The 18,425-nt window shown below is 68.2% G+C and carries 16 protein-coding genes; 9 read left to right on the plus strand and 7 right to left on the minus strand.

The genetic code is table 11. The features are described from left to right. The 7 genes from V6M56_RS22245 to lexA all read left to right on the plus strand — a co-directional run. On the plus strand, positions 1 to 369 hold a 369-nt coding region (locus tag V6M56_RS22245), incomplete at its 5' end, for a DUF1579 domain-containing protein (RefSeq protein ID WP_332687187.1). A 143-nt stretch (positions 370 to 512) separates the two neighbouring features. Then, entirely contained in the window at positions 513 to 1,130 is a 618-nt protein-coding gene (locus V6M56_RS22250) for an anthranilate synthase component II (protein WP_332687189.1), read from the plus strand. Between the two features lie 14 nt (positions 1,131 to 1,144). Continuing rightward, a complete protein-coding gene (gene trpD / locus V6M56_RS22255) occupies positions 1,145 to 2,158 on the plus strand; it encodes an anthranilate phosphoribosyltransferase (protein ID WP_332687191.1) in 1,014 nt (337 codons plus the stop codon). A gap of 7 nt (positions 2,159 to 2,165) precedes the next feature. Next, positions 2,166 to 2,978 (plus strand): indole-3-glycerol phosphate synthase TrpC, encoded by an 813-nt coding sequence (trpC, locus tag V6M56_RS22260; protein WP_332687193.1) that lies wholly within the window; start codon positions 2,166 to 2,168, stop codon positions 2,976 to 2,978. Next, on the plus strand, positions 2,975 to 3,460 hold the full coding sequence (gene moaC / locus V6M56_RS22265) for a cyclic pyranopterin monophosphate synthase MoaC (protein ID WP_332687195.1): 486 nt from the start codon (positions 2,975 to 2,977) through the stop codon (positions 3,458 to 3,460). Before trpC ends, moaC begins: the two co-directional genes overlap by 4 nt. After that, a complete protein-coding gene (locus V6M56_RS22270) occupies positions 3,461 to 4,672 on the plus strand; it encodes a molybdopterin molybdotransferase MoeA (RefSeq protein WP_332687197.1) in 1,212 nt (403 codons plus the stop codon). 103 nt (positions 4,673 to 4,775) lie between these two features. Beyond that, on the plus strand, positions 4,776 to 5,510 hold the full coding sequence (gene lexA, locus V6M56_RS22275) for a transcriptional repressor LexA (protein ID WP_332687199.1): 735 nt from the start codon (positions 4,776 to 4,778) through the stop codon (positions 5,508 to 5,510). Here lexA and V6M56_RS22280 read toward each other — a convergent pair. Continuing rightward, on the minus strand, positions 5,504 to 7,768 hold the full coding sequence (locus tag V6M56_RS22280) for a ComEC/Rec2 family competence protein (RefSeq protein WP_332687200.1): 2,265 nt from the start codon (positions 7,766 to 7,768) through the stop codon (positions 5,504 to 5,506). The two genes, lexA and V6M56_RS22280, sit on opposite strands and share 7 nt — an antisense overlap. A gap of 153 nt (positions 7,769 to 7,921) precedes the next feature. Between V6M56_RS22280 and gltX the strand changes: the two genes are divergently transcribed. Both gltX and gltA read left to right on the plus strand, forming a co-directional pair. Then, positions 7,922 to 9,340 (plus strand): glutamate--tRNA ligase, encoded by a 1,419-nt coding sequence (gltX, locus tag V6M56_RS22285; RefSeq protein WP_332687203.1) that lies wholly within the window; start codon positions 7,922 to 7,924, stop codon positions 9,338 to 9,340. A gap of 295 nt (positions 9,341 to 9,635) precedes the next feature. Next, on the plus strand, positions 9,636 to 10,925 hold the full coding sequence (gene gltA, locus V6M56_RS22290; protein WP_332687205.1) for a citrate synthase: 1,290 nt from the start codon (positions 9,636 to 9,638) through the stop codon (positions 10,923 to 10,925). A 121-nt stretch (positions 10,926 to 11,046) separates the two neighbouring features. Here the strand turns inward: gltA and lpxB are convergent, their stop codons facing one another. The 6 genes from lpxB to bamA form a co-directional block, all read right to left on the minus strand. Continuing rightward, positions 11,047 to 12,234 carry a lipid-A-disaccharide synthase gene (gene lpxB, locus V6M56_RS22295; protein WP_332687207.1) on the minus strand — a complete coding sequence of 396 codons (1,188 nt, stop codon included), beginning with the start codon at positions 12,232 to 12,234 and terminating at the stop codon, positions 11,047 to 11,049. Next, positions 12,231 to 13,100: an LpxI family protein gene (locus V6M56_RS22300; protein ID WP_332687209.1), complete on the minus strand. Its 870-nt coding sequence runs from the start codon at positions 13,098 to 13,100 to the stop codon at positions 12,231 to 12,233. The genes lpxB and V6M56_RS22300 overlap by 4 nt, the downstream gene beginning before the upstream one ends. After that, the gene (lpxA, locus tag V6M56_RS22305; protein WP_332687211.1) at positions 13,097 to 13,906 is read right to left on the minus strand and encodes an acyl-ACP--UDP-N-acetylglucosamine O-acyltransferase; all 810 of its coding nucleotides are present in this window, start codon (positions 13,904 to 13,906) and stop codon (positions 13,097 to 13,099) included. Before lpxA ends, V6M56_RS22300 begins: the two co-directional genes overlap by 4 nt. A 67-nt stretch (positions 13,907 to 13,973) precedes the next feature. Further along, complete coding sequence (fabZ, locus tag V6M56_RS22310; RefSeq protein ID WP_332687213.1) at positions 13,974 to 14,432, minus strand: 3-hydroxyacyl-ACP dehydratase FabZ; 459 nt, start codon at positions 14,430 to 14,432, stop codon at positions 13,974 to 13,976. A gap of 90 nt (positions 14,433 to 14,522) precedes the next feature. Next, positions 14,523 to 15,587 carry a UDP-3-O-(3-hydroxymyristoyl)glucosamine N-acyltransferase gene (gene lpxD / locus V6M56_RS22315; protein ID WP_332687215.1) on the minus strand — a complete coding sequence of 355 codons (1,065 nt, stop codon included), beginning with the start codon at positions 15,585 to 15,587 and terminating at the stop codon, positions 14,523 to 14,525. A 40-nt stretch (positions 15,588 to 15,627) separates the two neighbouring features. Next, on the minus strand, positions 15,628 to 18,156 hold the full coding sequence (gene bamA, locus V6M56_RS22320; protein WP_442881213.1) for an outer membrane protein assembly factor BamA: 2,529 nt from the start codon (positions 18,154 to 18,156) through the stop codon (positions 15,628 to 15,630). Between the last annotated feature and the right edge of the window lie 269 nt (positions 18,157 to 18,425).

An 18,425-nucleotide genomic window follows, 5' to 3' on the forward strand; every position in this document is an offset into this window, starting at 1 on the left:
ACGCAGTCCACGACCTCGTTCGGCGGTCTCTGGATCGTCGGCGACGGCCGGGGCAAGATGCCGGACGGCTCGCCGGCGCAGACCCGGATCACGCTCGGCTACGATGCCCAGAAGGGCTTGTTCGTCGGCAGCTTCATCGGCTCGATGATGGGCAATCAGTGGGTCTATTCCGGCAAGCTTGACGCCGCCGGCAAGGTCCTGACGCTCGACACCGAGGGGCCCGACTTCGGCGATCCGACCAGGACGGCGAAATATCAGGACATCCTCGAGATCAAGAGCGACGACCATCACGTGCTGTCCTCGCGCGGGCTCGGCCCGGACGGCCAGTGGCACAGCTTCATGACCGCGCATTATCGCCGCGTGAAGTAGCGCGGCCTCGCCGCCAGCCGCGGCAAACACTACCAACGAGGGCGCGGCGCCTATCGGCTCCGCGCCCTCATGCTTGACCGGCGCGGGCGTTCGGGGCCATGTGCAATCGCAATGACAACGGGTGGGGACGACCCCGGACGGCGATGCGCATCCTGCTGATCGACAATTACGACAGCTTCACCTGGAACCTGGTCCACCTGATCGGTGGGCTCGGAGCCGAGGTCGAGGTTCGCCGCAACGACTCGCTGACGGTCGAGGAAGCGCTTTCCGGCGGGCACGGGGCGATCGTGCTCTCGCCCGGCCCCTGCACGCCGACCGAAGCCGGCATCTGCCTCGACCTCGTCCGCGACGGCGCTGGAAAAATTCCGCTCTTCGGCGTCTGCCTCGGCCTGCAGACGATCGGCCAGGTCTTCGGCGGCGAGGTCGTTCGCTCGCCTCTGCCGATGCATGGCAAGGTCTCGACCATCACGCATCGCGCGCGCGGCCTGTTCCATGGCATCAACGGACCGCTCGAGGCGACGCGCTACCATTCGCTCGTGGTCAAGCGCGAGACCTGCCCGGAGGTGCTGTCGATCGAGGCCGAATCCGGCGACGGCATGATCATGGCGCTGTCGCATCGCGAATTGCCGGTGCATGGCGTGCAGTTCCATCCGGAGAGCATCGCGTCCGAGCACGGCGCGACGATCCTGCGCAATTTCCTCGATCTCGCCGAACGATGGTCGGCTCCGTCCGACCCCGCCGCCCTTTCCGCGACAGCCTGATCGATCGAGTTCCCATGGAAGACTTCAAACCCTTCATCGCCAAGGTTGCGACCGGCGCCTCGCTTTCGCGCGAGGAGGCCAGGGACGCATTCGAGACCATGCTGTCCGGCGGCGTCACCAACGCCCAGGCCGCCGCCTTCCTGATGGCGCTGCGCGTGCGCGGCGAGAGCACCGAGGAGATCGCCGGCGCGGTCAGCGCCATGCGGGCGCGCATGCTGACCGTCGCCGCGCCGGCCGACGCGATCGACATCGTCGGCACCGGCGGGGATTCGTCGGGCTCCTACAATGTCTCGACGCTGGCCTCGATCATCACCGCCGCCTGCGGCGTGCCGGTCGCCAAGCACGGCAACCGCGCCGCCTCCTCGCGCTCGGGCGCGGCCGACGTTCTGACCGCGCTCGGCGTCAAGGTCGGCCTCGAGCCGGCCGGGATCGAGCGCTGCATCGAAAGCGCCGGCGTCGGCTTCATGTTCGCGCCGGCCCACCATGCCTCGATGCGCCATGTCGCGCCGGTGCGCACCGAACTCGGCACCCGCACCATCTTCAATCTGGTTGGCCCCCTCTCCAACCCGGCCGGCGTGAAGAAGCAGCTCGTCGGCGCCTTCTCCGAGACCTGGCTCGAGCCGATGGTCAAGGTGCTGGCCTCGCTAGGCTCGCAGGCGATCTGGGCGGTGCACGGCTCGGACGGCCTCGACGAGATCACCACCACCGGCCCGACCCGCATCGTCGCGCTCAAGGACGGCAAGATCGAGAGCTTCTCGATTTCGCCTGAGGATGTCGGCATTGCCCGTGCCCGGCCCGAGGATCTGCGCGGCGGCGAGCCGGCGCAGAACGCAGAGGCGCTGCAGGCGGTGCTCGACGGCGAGAAGAGCGCCTTCCGCGATATCGCCGCCTTCAATGCCGCCGCAGCCCTCGTCGTCGCGGGCAAGGCCGGCGGGCTCGGCGACGGGCTGGCGCAGGCCTACCAGGCCCTCGACAGCGGCAAGGCCAAGGCGGTGCTCGGCGCGCTCATCGCAAGCTCGAACGCGTGAGAGCGCCATGTCCGACATCCTGAAACGGATCGAGACCTATAAGCGCGAGGAAGTGGCGGCCGCGCGCAGCGCCGTGCCGCAGGCCGAGATCGAACGTCACGCCGCCGCCATGCCGCCGCCGCGCGACTTCCTCGGCGCGCTGGAGGCCAAGCATCGCGCAGGTCAGCCGGCCCTGATCGCCGAGATCAAGAAGGCGAGCCCGTCCAAGGGCCTGATCCGGCCGGACTTCGATCCGCCGGAGCTGGCGCGGGCCTATGCCGAAGGCGGCGCCGCCTGCCTCTCGGTGCTGACCGACGCGCCTTCCTTCCAGGGAAAGCCGGAGTTCCTGGCGCAGGCGCGCGAGGCCTCGGGCCTGCCCGGGCTGCGCAAGGACTTCATGTTCGAGCCCTACCAGGTCTTCGAGGCCCGCAGCTGGGGCGCCGACTGCATCCTCGTCATCATGGCCTCGGTCGACGATGCGGCGGCGCGCGAGCTGACGAGCACGGCCAAGGCGCTCGGCATGGCGGTGCTGGCGGAAGTCCATGACGAAGCCGAACTCGAGCGGGCGCTCAGGCTGGATACGCGCCTGATCGGTATCAACAATCGCGACCTGCGCAGCTTCGAGGTCAGCCTCACGGTGACCGAGCGGCTGGCGCCGCGCGTCCCGGCCGACCGGCTGCTGGTCGGCGAAAGCGGCATCTTCAGCCATGCCGACATCACCCGGCTGCAGGGCTGTGGCGTCAACGCCTTCCTCGTCGGCGAGAGCCTGATGCGCCAGCAGGATGTCGCCAGCGCGACGCGGCAGCTCCTGACCGGCAAGGCGGCGGAGGCGGCGGCGTGAGCCGGCTCTCGCATCTCGACAGCCAAGGCCAGGCCCATATGGTCGATGTCGGCGACAAGGCGGAAACGGCACGGATCGCCGTCGCCGAAGGCTGCGTCGTGATGCAGGGCGCGACGCTCGCCATCGTGCGCGACGGCGACGCCAGGAAGGGCGACGTGCTCGGCACGGCCCGGCTCGCCGGGATCATGGCGGCCAAGCGCGCGCACGAGCTGATCCCGCTCTGCCATCCCTTGCTGCTGACCAAGATCGCGGTCGAGCTCGCCATCGACGAAGCCCTGCCTGGCGTGCGCGTGCGGGCCGAGGTCCGACTCACCGGCAAGACCGGCGTCGAGATGGAAGCGCTGACCGCCGTCAGCGTCGCCTGCCTGACCGTCTACGACATGGTCAAGGCGGTCGATCGCGGCATGCGCATCGAGGCCATCCAGCTCGTCCACAAATCCGGCGGCAAGTCCGGCGCCTACGATGTTGCAGGAGCCCCCTAGGTGAGCCTGACCCCGGTCCATGTCGCGCTGCGCGCGCTGCTTGACAGCGTACCGGGCACCACCGGAATCGAAACCCTGCCGCTGGCGCGCTGTGCCGGCAGGGTGCTGGCCGCCGATCTCGCGGCGCTGCGCACCCAGCCGCCCTTCGCCAATTCGGCGATGGACGGCTATGCGGCGCGCGCCGAGGATCTTCAGCCCGGCAAGGAATTGCGGGTCGTCGGCGAATCCGCCGCCGGTCGCGGCTTTGCCGGTGTCGTCAGCCCCGGCGAGACGGTCCGCATCTTCACCGGCGCACCGCTTCCCGAAGGCACGGACGCGATCCTGATGCAGGAAAACGCCGAGGGCGTTGGCAGCCCGGCGATCCGCGTCGTGAAGGGGGCGAGCAAGGGCCAGTTCGTCCGCCCCGCCGGGCTCGACTTCGGGAGCGGCGAGGTTCTGCTCAAAGTCGGCCGCCGGCTCGACAGCGCCGCGCTCGGCCTCGCCGCGGCGATGGGCCACCCGCAGCTTGCCGTGCGCGCCAAGCCCGTGGTCGCGATCCTCGCCACCGGCGACGAGCTCGTCCTGCCCGGCGAGCCGGTCGGCCCCGATCAGATCGTCGCCTCGAACAGCTATGCACTCGCCGCCCTGGTCGAGCAGGCCGGCGGCACGGCGCTCGATCTCGGCATCGCCCGCGACAACCATCCCGATCTCGCCGCCAGGATCGAGGCGGCACGGGCTGCGAAGGCCGATGTGCTGGTGACGCTCGGCGGCGCCTCGGTCGGCGAGCACGACCTCGTCCAGGCGGCGCTCAAGGCGCAGGGCATGGATCTCGGCTTCTGGAAGATCGCGATGCGGCCGGGCAAGCCGATGATGATGGGACGGCTCGGGGCCATGGTCGCGCTCGGCCTGCCCGGCAACCCGGTCTCCTCGATCGTCTGCGGGCATCTTTTCGTGACGCCGCTGATCGAGGCCCTGCTCGGCATGGCCGAACCGGAGCGCGATCGTGGCGAACCAGCGATCCTCGCCATCGACCTGCCGGCCAATGACGAGCGCCAGGATTATCTGCGTGCCGAGTTCGTGACGGAGGCGGGCAAGCGCCGGGTGAAGCCCTTCGCCAGGCAGGATTCCTCGATGCTGGCGAACCTCTCGCGGGCCGAGGCGCTGGTGACCCGGCCGGCCTTCGCCGAGCCGGCCAAGGCCGGCGATCCCTGCCGGATCATCCGGCTGCGCTGAGGCCGACCGCCCACCCGCCCGCGCCCTTGCGGAACACATGGCGAACAGGTATGTTGTTCGTGCTTTGTTTCGATTCTGACGCGAAAGGCCGGGCGGCGAGATCATGCTGACACGCAAACAGTTCGAACTGCTTCGCTTTATCCATGAGCGCCTGCGCGAATCCGGCGTGCCGCCCTCCTTCGACGAGATGAAGGACGCGCTCGACCTGCGCTCCAAATCCGGCATCCACCGCCTGATCATGGCGCTCGAGGAACGCGGCTTCATTCGCCGGCTTCCAAACCGCGCCCGCGCGCTCGAGGTCATCAAGATGCCGGATGGCATCGGCGGAGCGCAGGGGCAGCGCGGCCGCTTCAGCCCGTCTATCGTCCAGGGCGGGCTTGCCCAGGGCAATGTTTCGCCAGCAGCGCCCGGGCGGCCCAAGCCGCCGGCTGGCGGAGGCGAGGAGGACATCCGCGCCACCATCGCAATTCCGGTGATGGGACGGATCGCGGCGGGCACGCCGATTTCCGCCATCCAGAGCCGCAGCCACAGCGTCGCGATGCCGGCCGACATGCTCGGCTCCGGCGAGCATTTCGCCCTCGAGGTCCGCGGCGATTCGATGGTCGAGGCCGGCATCCTCGACGGCGATACCGTGGTGATCCGGCGCCAGGACACCGCCAATACCGGCGACATCATCGTCGCCCTGATCGACGACGAGGAAGCGACGCTGAAGCGCCTGCGCAAGCGCGGCTCCTCGATCGCGCTGGAAGCAGCCAATCCGGCCTATGAGACCCGCGTCCTCGGGCCGGACCGCGTCAAGATCCAGGGCCGGCTCGTCAACTTGATGCGGCGCTACTGAGGCGGCTCGGCCTCCTCCGCCGGTTCCGCCGCGGATGTGGCCGGAGCCCGGGCAGTTGAGGACGGTGCGGCAGCGGGCTGAACCGGCCGTGCCCGCGTCCACGGCCGCAGGCGCGTTGCGTCCTCGGCGGTGAAGGCGCGCCAGCCGCCGGCCGCGGAACCGAGCGCTGTGGCGCCGTCGCGGACGAGCGCGGCGCGGTCGATCAGCCGTGCCGCACAAGTCCCGCTGGCATAGAGCGGCGTGACGACGAGGTCGGCGCGCTGGCAATCCTCGACGATGGCGATCCGGTCCTTGGTATAGGCGACGCTGCGGCCATCCTTGAGACGGATGACGCAGCCGCGGGCGTCGCAGGCCGCTCCCTCGCGCAAGGCGGCGTCGTCCGGCGCGCGGGAATCGCCGTCGGCATGGAGCCATTGCGTCAGGACGAAGCGGCTCGGCCTGCCGGCGAGGATCAACCGTCCCTCGGGGCCGCGCACCAGGATGCCGGAGCCGTCGCGCTCGATCAGGATGTCTGGCCGCGACGGATCCGAGGCGAGGGCCAGCCCGGCGCAGAGCGGGAGCGCCGCTAGGAAACGCAAGGCGGTGCTCCACAGCGTCAGCCAGAGCAGCGCAAGCGCGAACAGGACGAGCGCCACGGCGTCGAAGGCCGGCAGCACCACGGTCGAGCGCTCGATGCCGGCGACCCAGTGGGCGAGTTTCAGTACCAGCCCCGAGGCCCAGCCCATCAGCGCCCAGGCCGGCCAGTCGAGCCCGAATGGATAGGCCAGCACGCCGAAGACGGCGGCCGGCATCACGACCAGCGAGACGAAGGGCAAAGCGAGCGCGTTGCCGAGCAGGCCGAACGGATTGAAGGTCTGGAAGTGATAGACGCCGAACGGCGCCGTCGCAGCGGTCGCCAGGAGCGTGGTGACGAGGATGCCGCAAGCGGAAAGCCAGAGCGGCCGCAGCGGCCAGGGCCAGCTCGCGGCGGCGGAATCGGGCGGGCGTTCCTGCCAGCGCTCGGCGAAGGCGATCAGCGCGGCGACGGCGCCGAAGGACATCTGGAAGCTCGGTCCGAGCAGCGCCTCCGGCTCGCGGGCCAGGACGATGATCGCAGCAAGCGCGAGGTTGCGCATGCTGAGCGCCGGCCGGTCGACCAGGATGGCGCCGAGCATCACCAGCGTCATGATCAGCGAGCGCACGGTCGCGACCTCGGCGCCGGAGAAGATGCAATAGGCGGTGGCGCCGAGCATGGCGGCCACCGCGGCGAGCTTCTTGACCGGCCAGACCAGGGCGACGCTCTGCGAAAGCGCCAGCAGCGCCCGCGCCAGCCAGAAGATCGTGCCGGCGGCCAGCACCATGTGCAGACCCGAGATCGACACGATGTGATAGATGCCGGCGGCGCGCAGATCGTCATTGGTCGGCTCGCCGATCAGGCCGCGCTTGCCGGTGACCAGAGCGGCCGCCATGGCGCCGGCCTGCCCGCCGCCGATCGAGGCGATCCGCTGCGTCAGCGCGTTGCGGGCCTGGTCGATGGCGATGCTCCAGGCGAGCTCCCGCGAGGGAGCGACCGGCGCCGGCGCGAGCGCGATCTTGCCGGAAATGCTGCCGACCGCGCCGATGCCGCGGAAGAAGGCGTCGCGGGCGAAATCGTAGCCGCCGGGTCGCGCTGGCCCGGGTGGCGGCAGGAGCCGCGCCGTCGCGACGATATGGTCGCCCGGCTTCAGTGTGGTGGACGAGGTGTTGGCACGAACCCGGCGCGGCCGCTGCGCCGGCTCGATACCCGGCATGTCGGTCACCAGCAGGACCATCCGGACGCCTTTTTCGCGCTGCTCCAGGGCCTCTACGAAGCCGGTGACCTTGCCGACATGGATACGGGCGAGCGCCGGCGCGGCGACGTTCACCGTCCGCCAGGTCCCGGCCGCGAAGCCGGCGAAGAGCGCGGCGGCTGCGACGCAGAGAGCCATGGCGAGGCGCCGGCGACGCAACAACAGCGCGGCTGCGGCAAACAGGGCAAAGCCGATCAACGGCGCAAGCAGGTTCGGTTCGCGGTCGGCGAGGAAATACAGGATGACACCGACGCCCATCGGCACGGGCAGCCAGTTGAAAAGGCGACGGCGCTCGATCTCGGTTTCGAGCATGGCGCCGAGGCGCATGCGCCAATGCGCAGGGTTCCAGGCCGGGCTCCGCGACAAGCCGCGCAAGCGCCCGGCCCTGCCCGGCAGGGCAAGGACAGCCGCGGCGACCTGGCGACGGCGCTCGGGCGGAGCGGAAAGCATCGGCCTCCCTTTCGTCGCCGGGCGCAGGAAGGTGCTTAACGGCGGCCGCCCCGCCATGTTACAGCGGCCGCGCCGGTTGTCAGCCCCGGCCGAGACCGGCGCCTGCGCCCGCCCTCGCCCTTCGCCAGCCTGTTCCCCCGGAGCCCTTCTTTCATGAGCGATGAGGTCGTCACGCGCTTTGCGCCGTCGCCTACCGGATTCCTCCATATCGGCGGCGCCCGGACCGCCTTGTTCAACTGGCTCTATGCCCGCCGTCATGGCGGCAAGATGCTGCTGCGCATCGAGGACACCGACCGCGAACGTTCGACGGAGCCGGCAATCGCCGCGATCCTCGACGGCCTGTCCTGGCTCGGCCTCGATTGGGACGGCCAGACCATCTACCAGTTCCAGCGCGCGGCGAGGCATCGCGAGGTCGCCGAGCAGATGCTCGCCGCGGGCCGCGCCTATCACTGCTATGCGACGCCGCAGGAACTCGACGAGATGCGCGAGAAGGCCAAGGCCGAGGGCCGGCCGATGCGCTATGACGGGCGCTGGCGCGACCGCGACCCGGCGACCGCGCCGGCCGGCGTCAAGCCGGTGATCCGGCTGAAGGCCGACCGGACCGGCGAGACCGTCGTCGAGGACGAGGTCCAGGGCCGCGTCACTTGGCAGAACGAGAATCTCGACGACCTCGTCCTGCTGCGCTCGGACGGCAACCCGACCTATATGCTTGCGGTCGTGGTCGACGACCACGACATGGGCGTCACCCACATCATCCGCGGCGACGACCACCTCACCAATGCGGCGCGGCAGACGCAGATCTACCAGGCGATGGGCTGGCGTGTGCCGAGCATGTCGCACATCCCGCTGATCCACGGCGCCGATGGGGCCAAGCTGTCGAAGCGGCATGGCGCGCTCGGCGTCGACGCCTATCGCGCCATGGGCTACCTGCCCTCGGCTCTGCGCAACTACCTGCTGCGCCTAGGCTGGAGCCATGGCGACCAGGAGATCTTCTCGGCCGAGGAGATGATCTCGCTGTTCAACCTGTCCTCGATCGGGCGCTCGGCCGCCCGCTTCGACTACGCCAAGCTCGAAAACCTGAACGGCATCTACATGCGCCAGTCGGAGGATCGCGACCTGCTTTCGGCGCTGAAGGCGATCCTGCCCGAGATCGGGCCGGCGCGCGGGCTGCCGGCAGAGCTCGACCCGGCCCTGGAGAGCCGTTTCCTCGCCGCCATGCCGGGGCTGAAGGAGCGGGCCAAGACGTTGATCGAATTGCTCGACAGCGCCTTCTATCTCTATGCCGCACGCCCCCTGGCGCTCGAGCCCAAGGCCGCCGCCCTGCTCGACGAGGCGGCGCGCGAACGGATGCCGAATCTGGCGGAAAAGCTCGCGGCGCTGCCGGGCTGGGAGACGCCGGCGCTGGAGGCCGCGGTGCGCGAGTTCGCCGAAACCAGCGGCGTCAAGCTCGGCCAGGTGGCGCAGCCGCTGCGCGCCGCCCTGACCGGGCGCACGACCTCGCCCGGGCTGTTCGACGTCATGGCGGTTCTCGGGCGCGAGGAGGTGCTGGGACGGCTCTCCGACGTCGCGTGAATTCGGGGAACCGCACCGGGATCGGTAGCGGCGGATGCTCCGGAAGGCTTATCCGCCGCTCGGTTGAACCCCTTGGGCAAATGGTCTAGCAACGCAGCGTTACGACGACCTTCGAAGAAGTGCGCCGGCACAAAAAGAGCTTCAAAATCAGCCTGATGAACCTGCCTCGCCGCGTTGGCACCTCTCATCCCGTCACGGCGGAACCTTCGGATGGCGCCTGAAATCCATTGACCGGCCGGAATGCCGTCCGACCGACGATAAAGATCGAAGATCGAGCCTGAAAGGATCGGTATCCATGAGCGGAACTACGAGTCAGTTGAATGTCGAGGGCAAGACCGTCGACATGCCGGTCAAGGCAGGTTCGATCGGGCCGTCGGTCATCGACATCGGCAAGCTCTATGGCCAGACCGGGATGTTCACCTACGATCCCGGCTTCACCTCGACGGCGAGCTGCGAGTCGCAGATCACCTATATCGACGGCGATGAGGGCGTCCTGCTCTATCGCGGCTTCCCGATCGAGCAGCTTGCCGAGCATGGCGACTTCCTCGAGACCTGCTATCTCCTGCTCTATGGCGACCTGCCGACCGCGGCCCAGAAGGCCGATTTCGACTATCGCGTCACGCGCCACACCATGGTGCACGAGCAGATGGCCCGCTTCTTCCAGGGCTTCCGGCGCGACGCGCACCCGATGGCGGTGCTAGTGGCATCGGTCGGCGCGATGTCGGCCTTCTATCACGACTCGACCGACATCTCGGACCCGCAGCAGCGCATGATCGCGTCGATGCGGATGATCGCCAAAATGCCGACCCTGGCGGCGATGGCCTACAAGTACACGATCGGCCAGCCCTTCGTATATCCGCTGAACTCGCTCGACTACAGCTCGAACTTCCTGCGCATGTGCTTCGCGGTCCCGGCCGAGGACTACAAGGTCAATCCGGTGCTGTCGCGCGCGCTCGACCGGATCTTCATCCTGCATGCCGACCATGAGCAGAATGCCTCGACCTCGACGGTCAGGCTGGCTGGGTCGTCCGGCGCCAATCCCTTCGCCTGCATCGCGGCCGGCATCGCCTGCCTCTGGGGTCCCGCCCATGGCGGCGCCAACGAAGCGGCCCTGAAGATGCTCGAGGAGATCGGCAGCGTCGAGAACATCCCGAAATTCATCGCCAAGGCGAAGGACAAGAACGACCCGTTCCGCCTGATGGGCTTCGGCCACCGCGTCTACAAGAACTACGATCCGCGCGCCAAGATCATGCAGAAGACCACGCATGAGGTGCTGAACGAGCTCGGGATCAAGGACGATCCGCTGCTCGACGTCGCGATGGAGCTGGAGCGCATCGCGCTCTCCGACAGCTATTTCATCGAGAAGAAGCTCTACCCGAACATCGACTTCTATTCGGGCATCACGCTCAAGGCGATGGGCTTCCCGACCTCGATGTTCACGGCGCTGTTCGCGCTGGCGCGCACTGTCGGCTGGATCGCGCAGTGGAAGGAGATGATCGAGGATCCGTCCCAGCGCATCGGCCGCCCGCGCCAGCTCTATACCGGCTCGCCGAAGCGCGACTACACGCCGATCGGCCGGCGCTGAAGCGCAGCCACAAGAAGACCAGAAGGGCCGCGAGGGGACACCGCCGCGGCCCTTTCGTTTGGGCGGTCATCGTCCACGCAAATGCAGGTGAGGCGGCCTGCAGGACAGCGCCGCAAGGCTCTCAGCGGTGCTCCGCCCTCGGCCGCGGGTCCACCAGCGCCAGGGCCGCCTCGACCGCATTGGCGGCCGGGCGCGGCCCGGCGCTGCGCATGTCCTGCTCGACGGCGGCAAAACCATCGAGCTGGCGCTGGCGCTCCTCTCCTTCCGGAACGATCGCCAGCAGCGCCTTGGCCAATGCGGCCGGCGTCGCATCGCCCTGGAGGAATTCGGGTACGACGCTCCTGCCGACGATCAGGTTCGGCAGGATCACGCTCGGCAGCTTGATCAGGCGGCGCGCCAGCGCGGCCTCCCAGCCGGCGCCGCGATAGGCCGCGACCGTCGGAACCTGCGCCAGGGCAAGCTCCAGCGTCACCGTGCCCGACGCCGCGATCGCGGCCCGCGCCCGGCGGAAGGCTGAGAGCTTGGCCGCCTCGCCGGTCACGACCTCCGGCTGCACTCGCCAGGACGCCACCATCTCGGTTACCGGCTCGACCAGGCGCGAGACGGTCGGCAGGACAAAACGCGCCTGCGGCAACGTTTTGGCAATCTGCGCGACCGCCTCGCCGAAGGCCGGCATCAGATGGCGGATCTCGGAGTGGCGGCTGCCCGGAAGGACGAGGATGAGCGGCGCCGCGGCATCGGCGCGCTGCCTTGCCTCCTCGGCCTGCGGTCGGAGGCCATCCAGTCGTTCGATGAGCGGGTGCCCGACATAGACGGTCTCCGGCCCGCCGAGGCGCGCCAGGGCCTCCGGCTCGAAGGGCAGGAGCGCGAGGATACGGTCGACATGCGGGCGCATGCGCCGGGCCCTGCCCTGTCGCCAGGCCCAGACGCTCGGGCAGACCCAATGGACGATGGGCACCGCCGGACTCAGCCGGCGCAGTTTCTTCGCGACGCGCAGGTTGAAGTCCGGGGCGTCGATGGTCAGCAGCAGATCGGGCGCGAAAGCCGCAGCGGCGCGCGCGGCATCCGTCATCCGGCGCAGCAGCAGCGGCAGGCGCGCCACGACCGGGCCGAAGCCCATGACGGCGATGTCGTCCTGCGGAAAGACGCTCGCCAGCCCCTCCGCCACCAGTGCGTCGCCGCCGACGCCACGCAGATCGAGCGGGCGGCTACCGAGATGCTGGCGGAGCTGGGTGACGAAGCTGGCGCCGAGCGCATCGCCCGAGGCTTCACCGGTGACGATGAAGAGCCGGAACGGCCGGGTGCTCACGCCACGCCCTCGACGAAGATTCCGGCGGCATCTGCCAGCGTGGCCAGGCGGGACCGGTCGCCAATGAGGACGCCGCCGGCCCGGATCGCGATCCCGGCCAGCCCGGCCTCGGCCACGTGCGCGATCGTGTCGGGGCCGACCGCCGGCATATCGACGCGCAGGTCCTGGCCCTGCTTGGGCGCCTTGACCAGGACGCCGTCGCCCTTGCCGAGCTTGAGGCGCCCTGCCCTGACCAGCCCGCCGACGCGCTCGAGCATGGCGTCGGTGCCCTCGGCCGCCTCGACGGCAATGACACGGTGGTCGGCGACGACGGCGCCCTGGCCGATATCGAAGGGCGACAGCGCCGCCAGAAGGTCAAAGCCGCGCTGTAGCGCCTCGCGGGCGACCGGAGCCGGGGCGGTCCGCCCCAGTAGCCCGACGGGCGCGACGATTTCCGGAGCCATCTCGGCCGGGCTGCTGACCCTGAACCCCTGGCCTTCGAAGAAGGCGACGACGCCCTTCAGCAGATGGTCATCGCCGCCCTGGAAGGCACGGGCGAAATGCGGCAGGTATTTCAGCGTCGACAGCTCCGGCGCCAGCGCGCCGAAGCTCGGCCGCGGCAGGGCGCCGATCATCACGATGTCGGAGACCTGCCGGCGCTTGAGTTCGTCAAGAAGACGTCCGAGCTGGCCGAGCCGGTATTCGCTCGCCTCGCAGCCGCTGAAATCCCCGATCTCGGCGGCGCCCGAAAGCGCCGCGACATAGACCTCGGCGCCGGCGGCCATGGCGCTGCGGGCGATGTGCACCGGATATTCGCCGCTGCCGGCCAGGATCGCCAGGCGCAGGCCGGCCCGCTTTCCGGTCGCGTCGGCAGGGTTCGCGGTCACCGGTGCGGCGCGTTGACGTCGTGCGGCACGCAGATGGCGCGCTCGCCGCCGCTGCGGATGAAGTCGAGGATCTCATGAATCAGCGGATGGGCGGCGAACTCGCTGGCGACGTCCTCGACGCGCTCCGAAAGCGTGCCCTCGTCGGCGAAGAGCAGGCGATAGGCGCGGCGCAGTTCGTGGATCTGCTCGCGCGAGAAGCCGCGGCGCTTCAGGCCGACCAGGTTGAGCCCCGCCAGATGCGCCGGGTTGTCGCGCACCATGCCGAAAGGGATGACGTCGTGCATGACGCCGGCACCGCCGCCGATGAAGGCGTGATCGCCGACACGGATGAACTGGTGCAGGCCGGTGCCGCCACCGACGATGACATAGTCGCCGACGGTGACGTGCCCGGCGCACATCACATTGTTCGAGAAGATGACATTGCTGCCGATCAGGCTGTCATGGCCGACATGCGAATTGGCGAGGAAGAGACCATGATCCCCGATCACGGTTTTCATGCCGCCGCCTTCGGTGCCGGGATTCAGGGTGACGCCTTCGCGGATCACGCAATCGGCACCGATGGTTAGCGTCGAGGGCTCGCCCTTGTACTTAAGATCCTGCGGCGGGTGGCCGACCGAGGCGAAGGGATAGATCTTCGTCCGGGCACCGATGCCGGTGAAGCCGGCGACGGCGACATGGCTGATGAGCTCGACGCCGTCGCCGAGCGTGACCTGCGGACCGACCGTGCAGAACGGGCCGATGACGACGCCCTCGCCCAGCCGCGCAGCGGGGTCGACGACCGACATCGGATGGATCGTGGCGCTCATGAAAGGACCTGTCGACTTGGGTTCTGGTCTGAAAACGGCGGCGAGAGCGGAAGGCCTGCGCGGCGTTTCACATGACCATGGCGGAGAGGTCGGCTTCGGCGACGAGAATGCCGTCGACCCGGGCCTCGCCGCGGTAGAACCAGATATTGCGCTTGCGTGCGATCTTGGTGAGATGGAAGCGCAGGGTGTCGCCGGGGATGACCGGCTTGCGGAACTTGGCCTTGTCGATGGTGGTGAACAACACCGTCGACACGGCGATCTCGTCCTCGCCGCGGGAACTGACGACGAGCACTCCGGCGGTCTGGGCCATCGCCTCGATCATCAGCACGCCGGGGAAGACCGGACGGCCGGGAAAATGGCCGGTGAACTGCGGCTCGTTGACGGTGACGTTCTTGATGCCGATGCCTGAAGCATCGCCATCGATCTCGACGACACGGTCGACCAGCAGGAAAGGATAGCGGTGCGGAATGCAGGCCATGATCTTCTGGATATCGGCCACGCCGAGCGTCTTCGTCGCATCCGTCATCGTGTCACTTCTCCCAAACGCCTTCCGGCCATGCCGCTGGTCGCTCACTCTCTGCCATGGAAGCTGCTCGGCCGGAAGCCGGCCGCAGAATCAAGCGCTTTCGCCGCCACCCGTCGCCCTGCCGCGCTTGGCGACGAGTTGCTTGACCAGCGCCAATTCGCGGGCCCAGCTCAGAGCCGGCTGCGCCGGCGAGCCGCCATAGCGCGCGCCGCGCGGAATGTCGCCGACGACGCCGCTCTGCGCCGCGACCTGCGCTCCCATGCCAACGCTCAGATGGCCGGCAAGACCGACCTGCCCGCCCAGCACGACGAAATCCTCCAGCGTCGTCGAGCCGGCGATGCCGACCTGCGAGACGATGACGCAATGACGGCCGATCACGCAGTTATGGCCGATCTGGACGAGATTATCGATCTTGGTGCCCTCGCCGATCACGGTATCGCGGCTGGCGCCACGATCGATGCAGCTATTGGCACCGATCTCGACATCGTCCTGAACGATGACACGGCCGACCTGCGGCACCTTCATGTGCCCCTTCGGGCCCATGGCGAAGCCGAAACCATCCTGGCCGATGCGCACGCCGGGATGGATGATGACACGGTTGCCGATCAGCGCGGATTGCAAGGCGCTGCCGGCGCCGATGCTGCAGTCCCGGCCGATCCGGACCTGCGGACCGATCACGGCATGGGAACCGATGACGCTACCGGCGCCGATTTCCGCACCGGGCCCGATCACCGCGCCGGGATCGACCGTCACGTCGGCCTCGAGCCGCGCCGTGGCATGGACGAAGGCTCCCGGCGCCACACCGGCCGAACCGAACATCGAAGCGGGCCGCAGGGCCTGCGGATGGAAGGTCGCGAGCAGCCTGGCGAAGGCATGATAGGGCGCCGGCGTCACCAGCGCGACGGTGCCGGCCGGCACGCGCTCGGCGAAGCGCGGCGAGACGAAGCAGAGCCCGGCGGCGGTGCCGGCCAGGGCCGCGACGTATTTCGGGTTGTCCATATAGGCGGCGTCGGCGGCGCCAGCCGTCTCGAGCGGAGCCGCTCCCTCGACCCGGCGGGCCGGATCGGCGCCCTCCGGCAAGGCAAGGCCACAAAGCGAAGCGACCTCGTTGAAGGACAACGAGGTCGCCACGGGAAAGAAGCTGGGATCTGCCATGAGGAGGTCCGTCGCAGGGCGGGTTGCGCCCTGCTGGGGGTCAGAAGCGGGCGCCGCCCGAGAAGCGGAAGGCCTGCAGCCGGTCGCCGCCATACTTGCCGAAGAGGCCGGTCGCGGGGTTGACGCCGAACTGGCCTTCATCCTTCGACAGGGCGTAGGCGTAGTCGAAGCGGATCGGTCCCAGCGGCGACTGCCAGAGCAGGCTGACGCCGACCGAGGAGCGGATCACGTTCTTGTCGCGCACGCAGGCGACGTTGGACTGGAAGGCCGAATTGGTCACCACGTTGAACTGGCGACCCTCCGAGCCGGCCGGGCAGCCCGGAAATGCCCCATTGGTAATGCCCTTCGACCCGCCATCGTAGTTGAACAGCGTACCGGCATCGGCGAACACCGCTCCCTTCAGGCCGAGATCGCGCGGCAAGCCGAAGATCGGGAACTGAACCTCGAGCGAACCGCCGAAATAGGTGGTGCCGCCGAGCGCATTCGCCGTCGGGTCGTTGAGCACGTCGCGGGCACCGATGCCGGACGGGGCGAAGCCACGCACCAGGGTCGGGCCGAGGAAGTAGTGGTCGATCATGCGCAGGTCGTCGCCGGTGGCCTGGACGTGACCGCCCTGGACACGCGCAATGCCGACGAAGTCCTCGAGGAACTCCCTGTAGTAGCGCGCATCGGCGCTGACGCGAAGGAACTTCGAATCGCCGCCGACGCCGGCGAACTCCGGCTTGAGCTCGGCGATGAAGCCGTTGCGCGGGCTCTGGTAGCTGTCGAGCGAGTTGTAGTTGAAGTTCAGGCCCACCAGAGAGGTCAAGGTGGTGCCCGCGGCTTCCTTCACCGCGATCGACGCCTCGCCATTGGTCAGGCAGTTGTAGATGTTGTCGGCGCCAGGACCGTTGGGCGTGCCAGGGGTGAGGCCGTCGATCGGGAAACTACAGTCGTTATAGGGACGGCTGAAGTTGTTCGGAATCTTGATTTCGGTCGTATAGATCGAATAGCGCGGTGTGATCGAGAACTCTTCCGTGATCGGGAAGGAGAACCGAATCTGTCCGCCCGTCACGCGGCTCTCGAAGCGGCCGATATTGTAGTTGTCGTTGAACTTCGAGAACAGGTCGAAGCCCGCGGCGATCCGGCGACCGAGGAAATAAGGCTCGGTGAAGGAGAAGTCGACGCCCTGGGTACGCTGGCCCATCGTGCCGGCGATGCGGACGAACTGGCCGCGACCGAGGAAGTTCGATTCGGACAGCGAGACTTCGCCGATCATGCCGTCGGAGGTCGAATAGCCGCCGGCGATCGAGAACGAACCGGTCGCCTTGTCCTCGACGTCGATATTGACGACCACGCGGTCGGGCGCGCTGCCCGGCTCGTTGGTGATGCGGACCTTGTTGAAGAAGCCGAGATTGTTCAGCCGGCGCTCGGCGCGATCGACGAAGACCTTGTTGTAAGCGTCGCCCTCGCCGAGATCGAGCTCGCGGCGCACGACATAGTCGCGCGTGCGGGTGTTGCCGCGGACATTGATGCGCTCGACATAGACCCGCGGGCCCTCGTCGATGACATAGGTGATGCCGATGACCCGGCCGGCGGCATCGCGTTCGCCGCGCGGGCGAACCTGCGCGAAGGCGTAGCCGCGGCGCGAGACCTCGGTCGTCAGGTTGACCAGCGACTTCTCGACCGCCTCGGCATTGTAGGTGTCGCCGGCGGAGGTGTTGACCAGCCTCTCCAGCGCCACCGGATCGATGTCACGCAGGCGGGAATCGACCGAAACGTTGCCGACGCGGTATTGCGGACCCTCGTCGACCGCGATGTCGATCACCCAGCCGCCCTTGGCGTCATCGAAGCGCGCATCGCTCGCCACGATCCTGAAGTCGGCATAGCCGTTCTTCAGATAGTAGCGCCGGATCAGCTCGAGATCGGCAGCGATCCGGTCCGGATCGTAGACGTCAGAGGTCTTGATGAAGCTGAGGAAATTCGATTCCGTCGACGACATCAGGTTGCGCAGGCGCGACGACGAATAGACACCGTTGCCGGTGAAATTGATCGACTTGATGCCGGTCTTGCCGCTCTCCACGATCGTGAAGACGACGTCCGAGCGGCCGTTCGGCAGCGGCTGGATGCGGCCGGAGATGGTCGCGCTGCCATAGCCGGAGCGGCGGTAGACTTCCTTGAGGCGCTCGACGTCGGCATCGATCAGCGCCTGGCTCATCGGGCCGCGCGCCTTGGACTGGACCTGGCCGAGCAGCACGTCGCTCTTGAGGCGACGATTGCCCTCGAAGGCGACGCGATTGATCGTATCGTTCTCCTGGACGGAGACGACGGTCTGCGAGCCGCGGCGGCTGACCTGAACGTTGGAGAAGAGCCCGGTGGCGAGCAGATTCCGACGAATCTCCGCCGTATCGCCGGAACCCTGCCCGGTCACGTAGGAGCGGATCGTCTCCGCATCGACGCGCCTGTTGCCTTGGACAATCACGGCCTGCGCAAACACCACGCCACCGCTTACGGCCAACATAAAGGCCGAAAGTCCGACTGATCGAGAGAGCCGCATTCTCAAGGACCGGCTCTGAAGCGTCGACGTCATCGGGTCGCCTATTCCATTCTTTGGGTCACCACCCCGCAAGGGGACCCCCGCAAGCGACGGGAGCACGGCAACATTGAAGACCAATCGCTTCTACAAAGTTTCCCGCAGGGTGCAAACCGGCATTGTCGTTAACAAAGTATTTTTGCGCCGGTCGTGGCCGTGAGGTCACGCGTCATTCGAGAGAAAAGGCTCTCCACAGCCGAAAACGACCGGAAAATGCCATAATCGACCAAGGCTGCGCAGCGGCGCGTCACCGTCAGGGTCGGTGC

Source organism: Allobosea sp. (genome assembly GCF_036675845.1).
Taxonomy (GTDB): domain Bacteria; phylum Pseudomonadota; class Alphaproteobacteria; order Rhizobiales; family Beijerinckiaceae; genus Allobosea.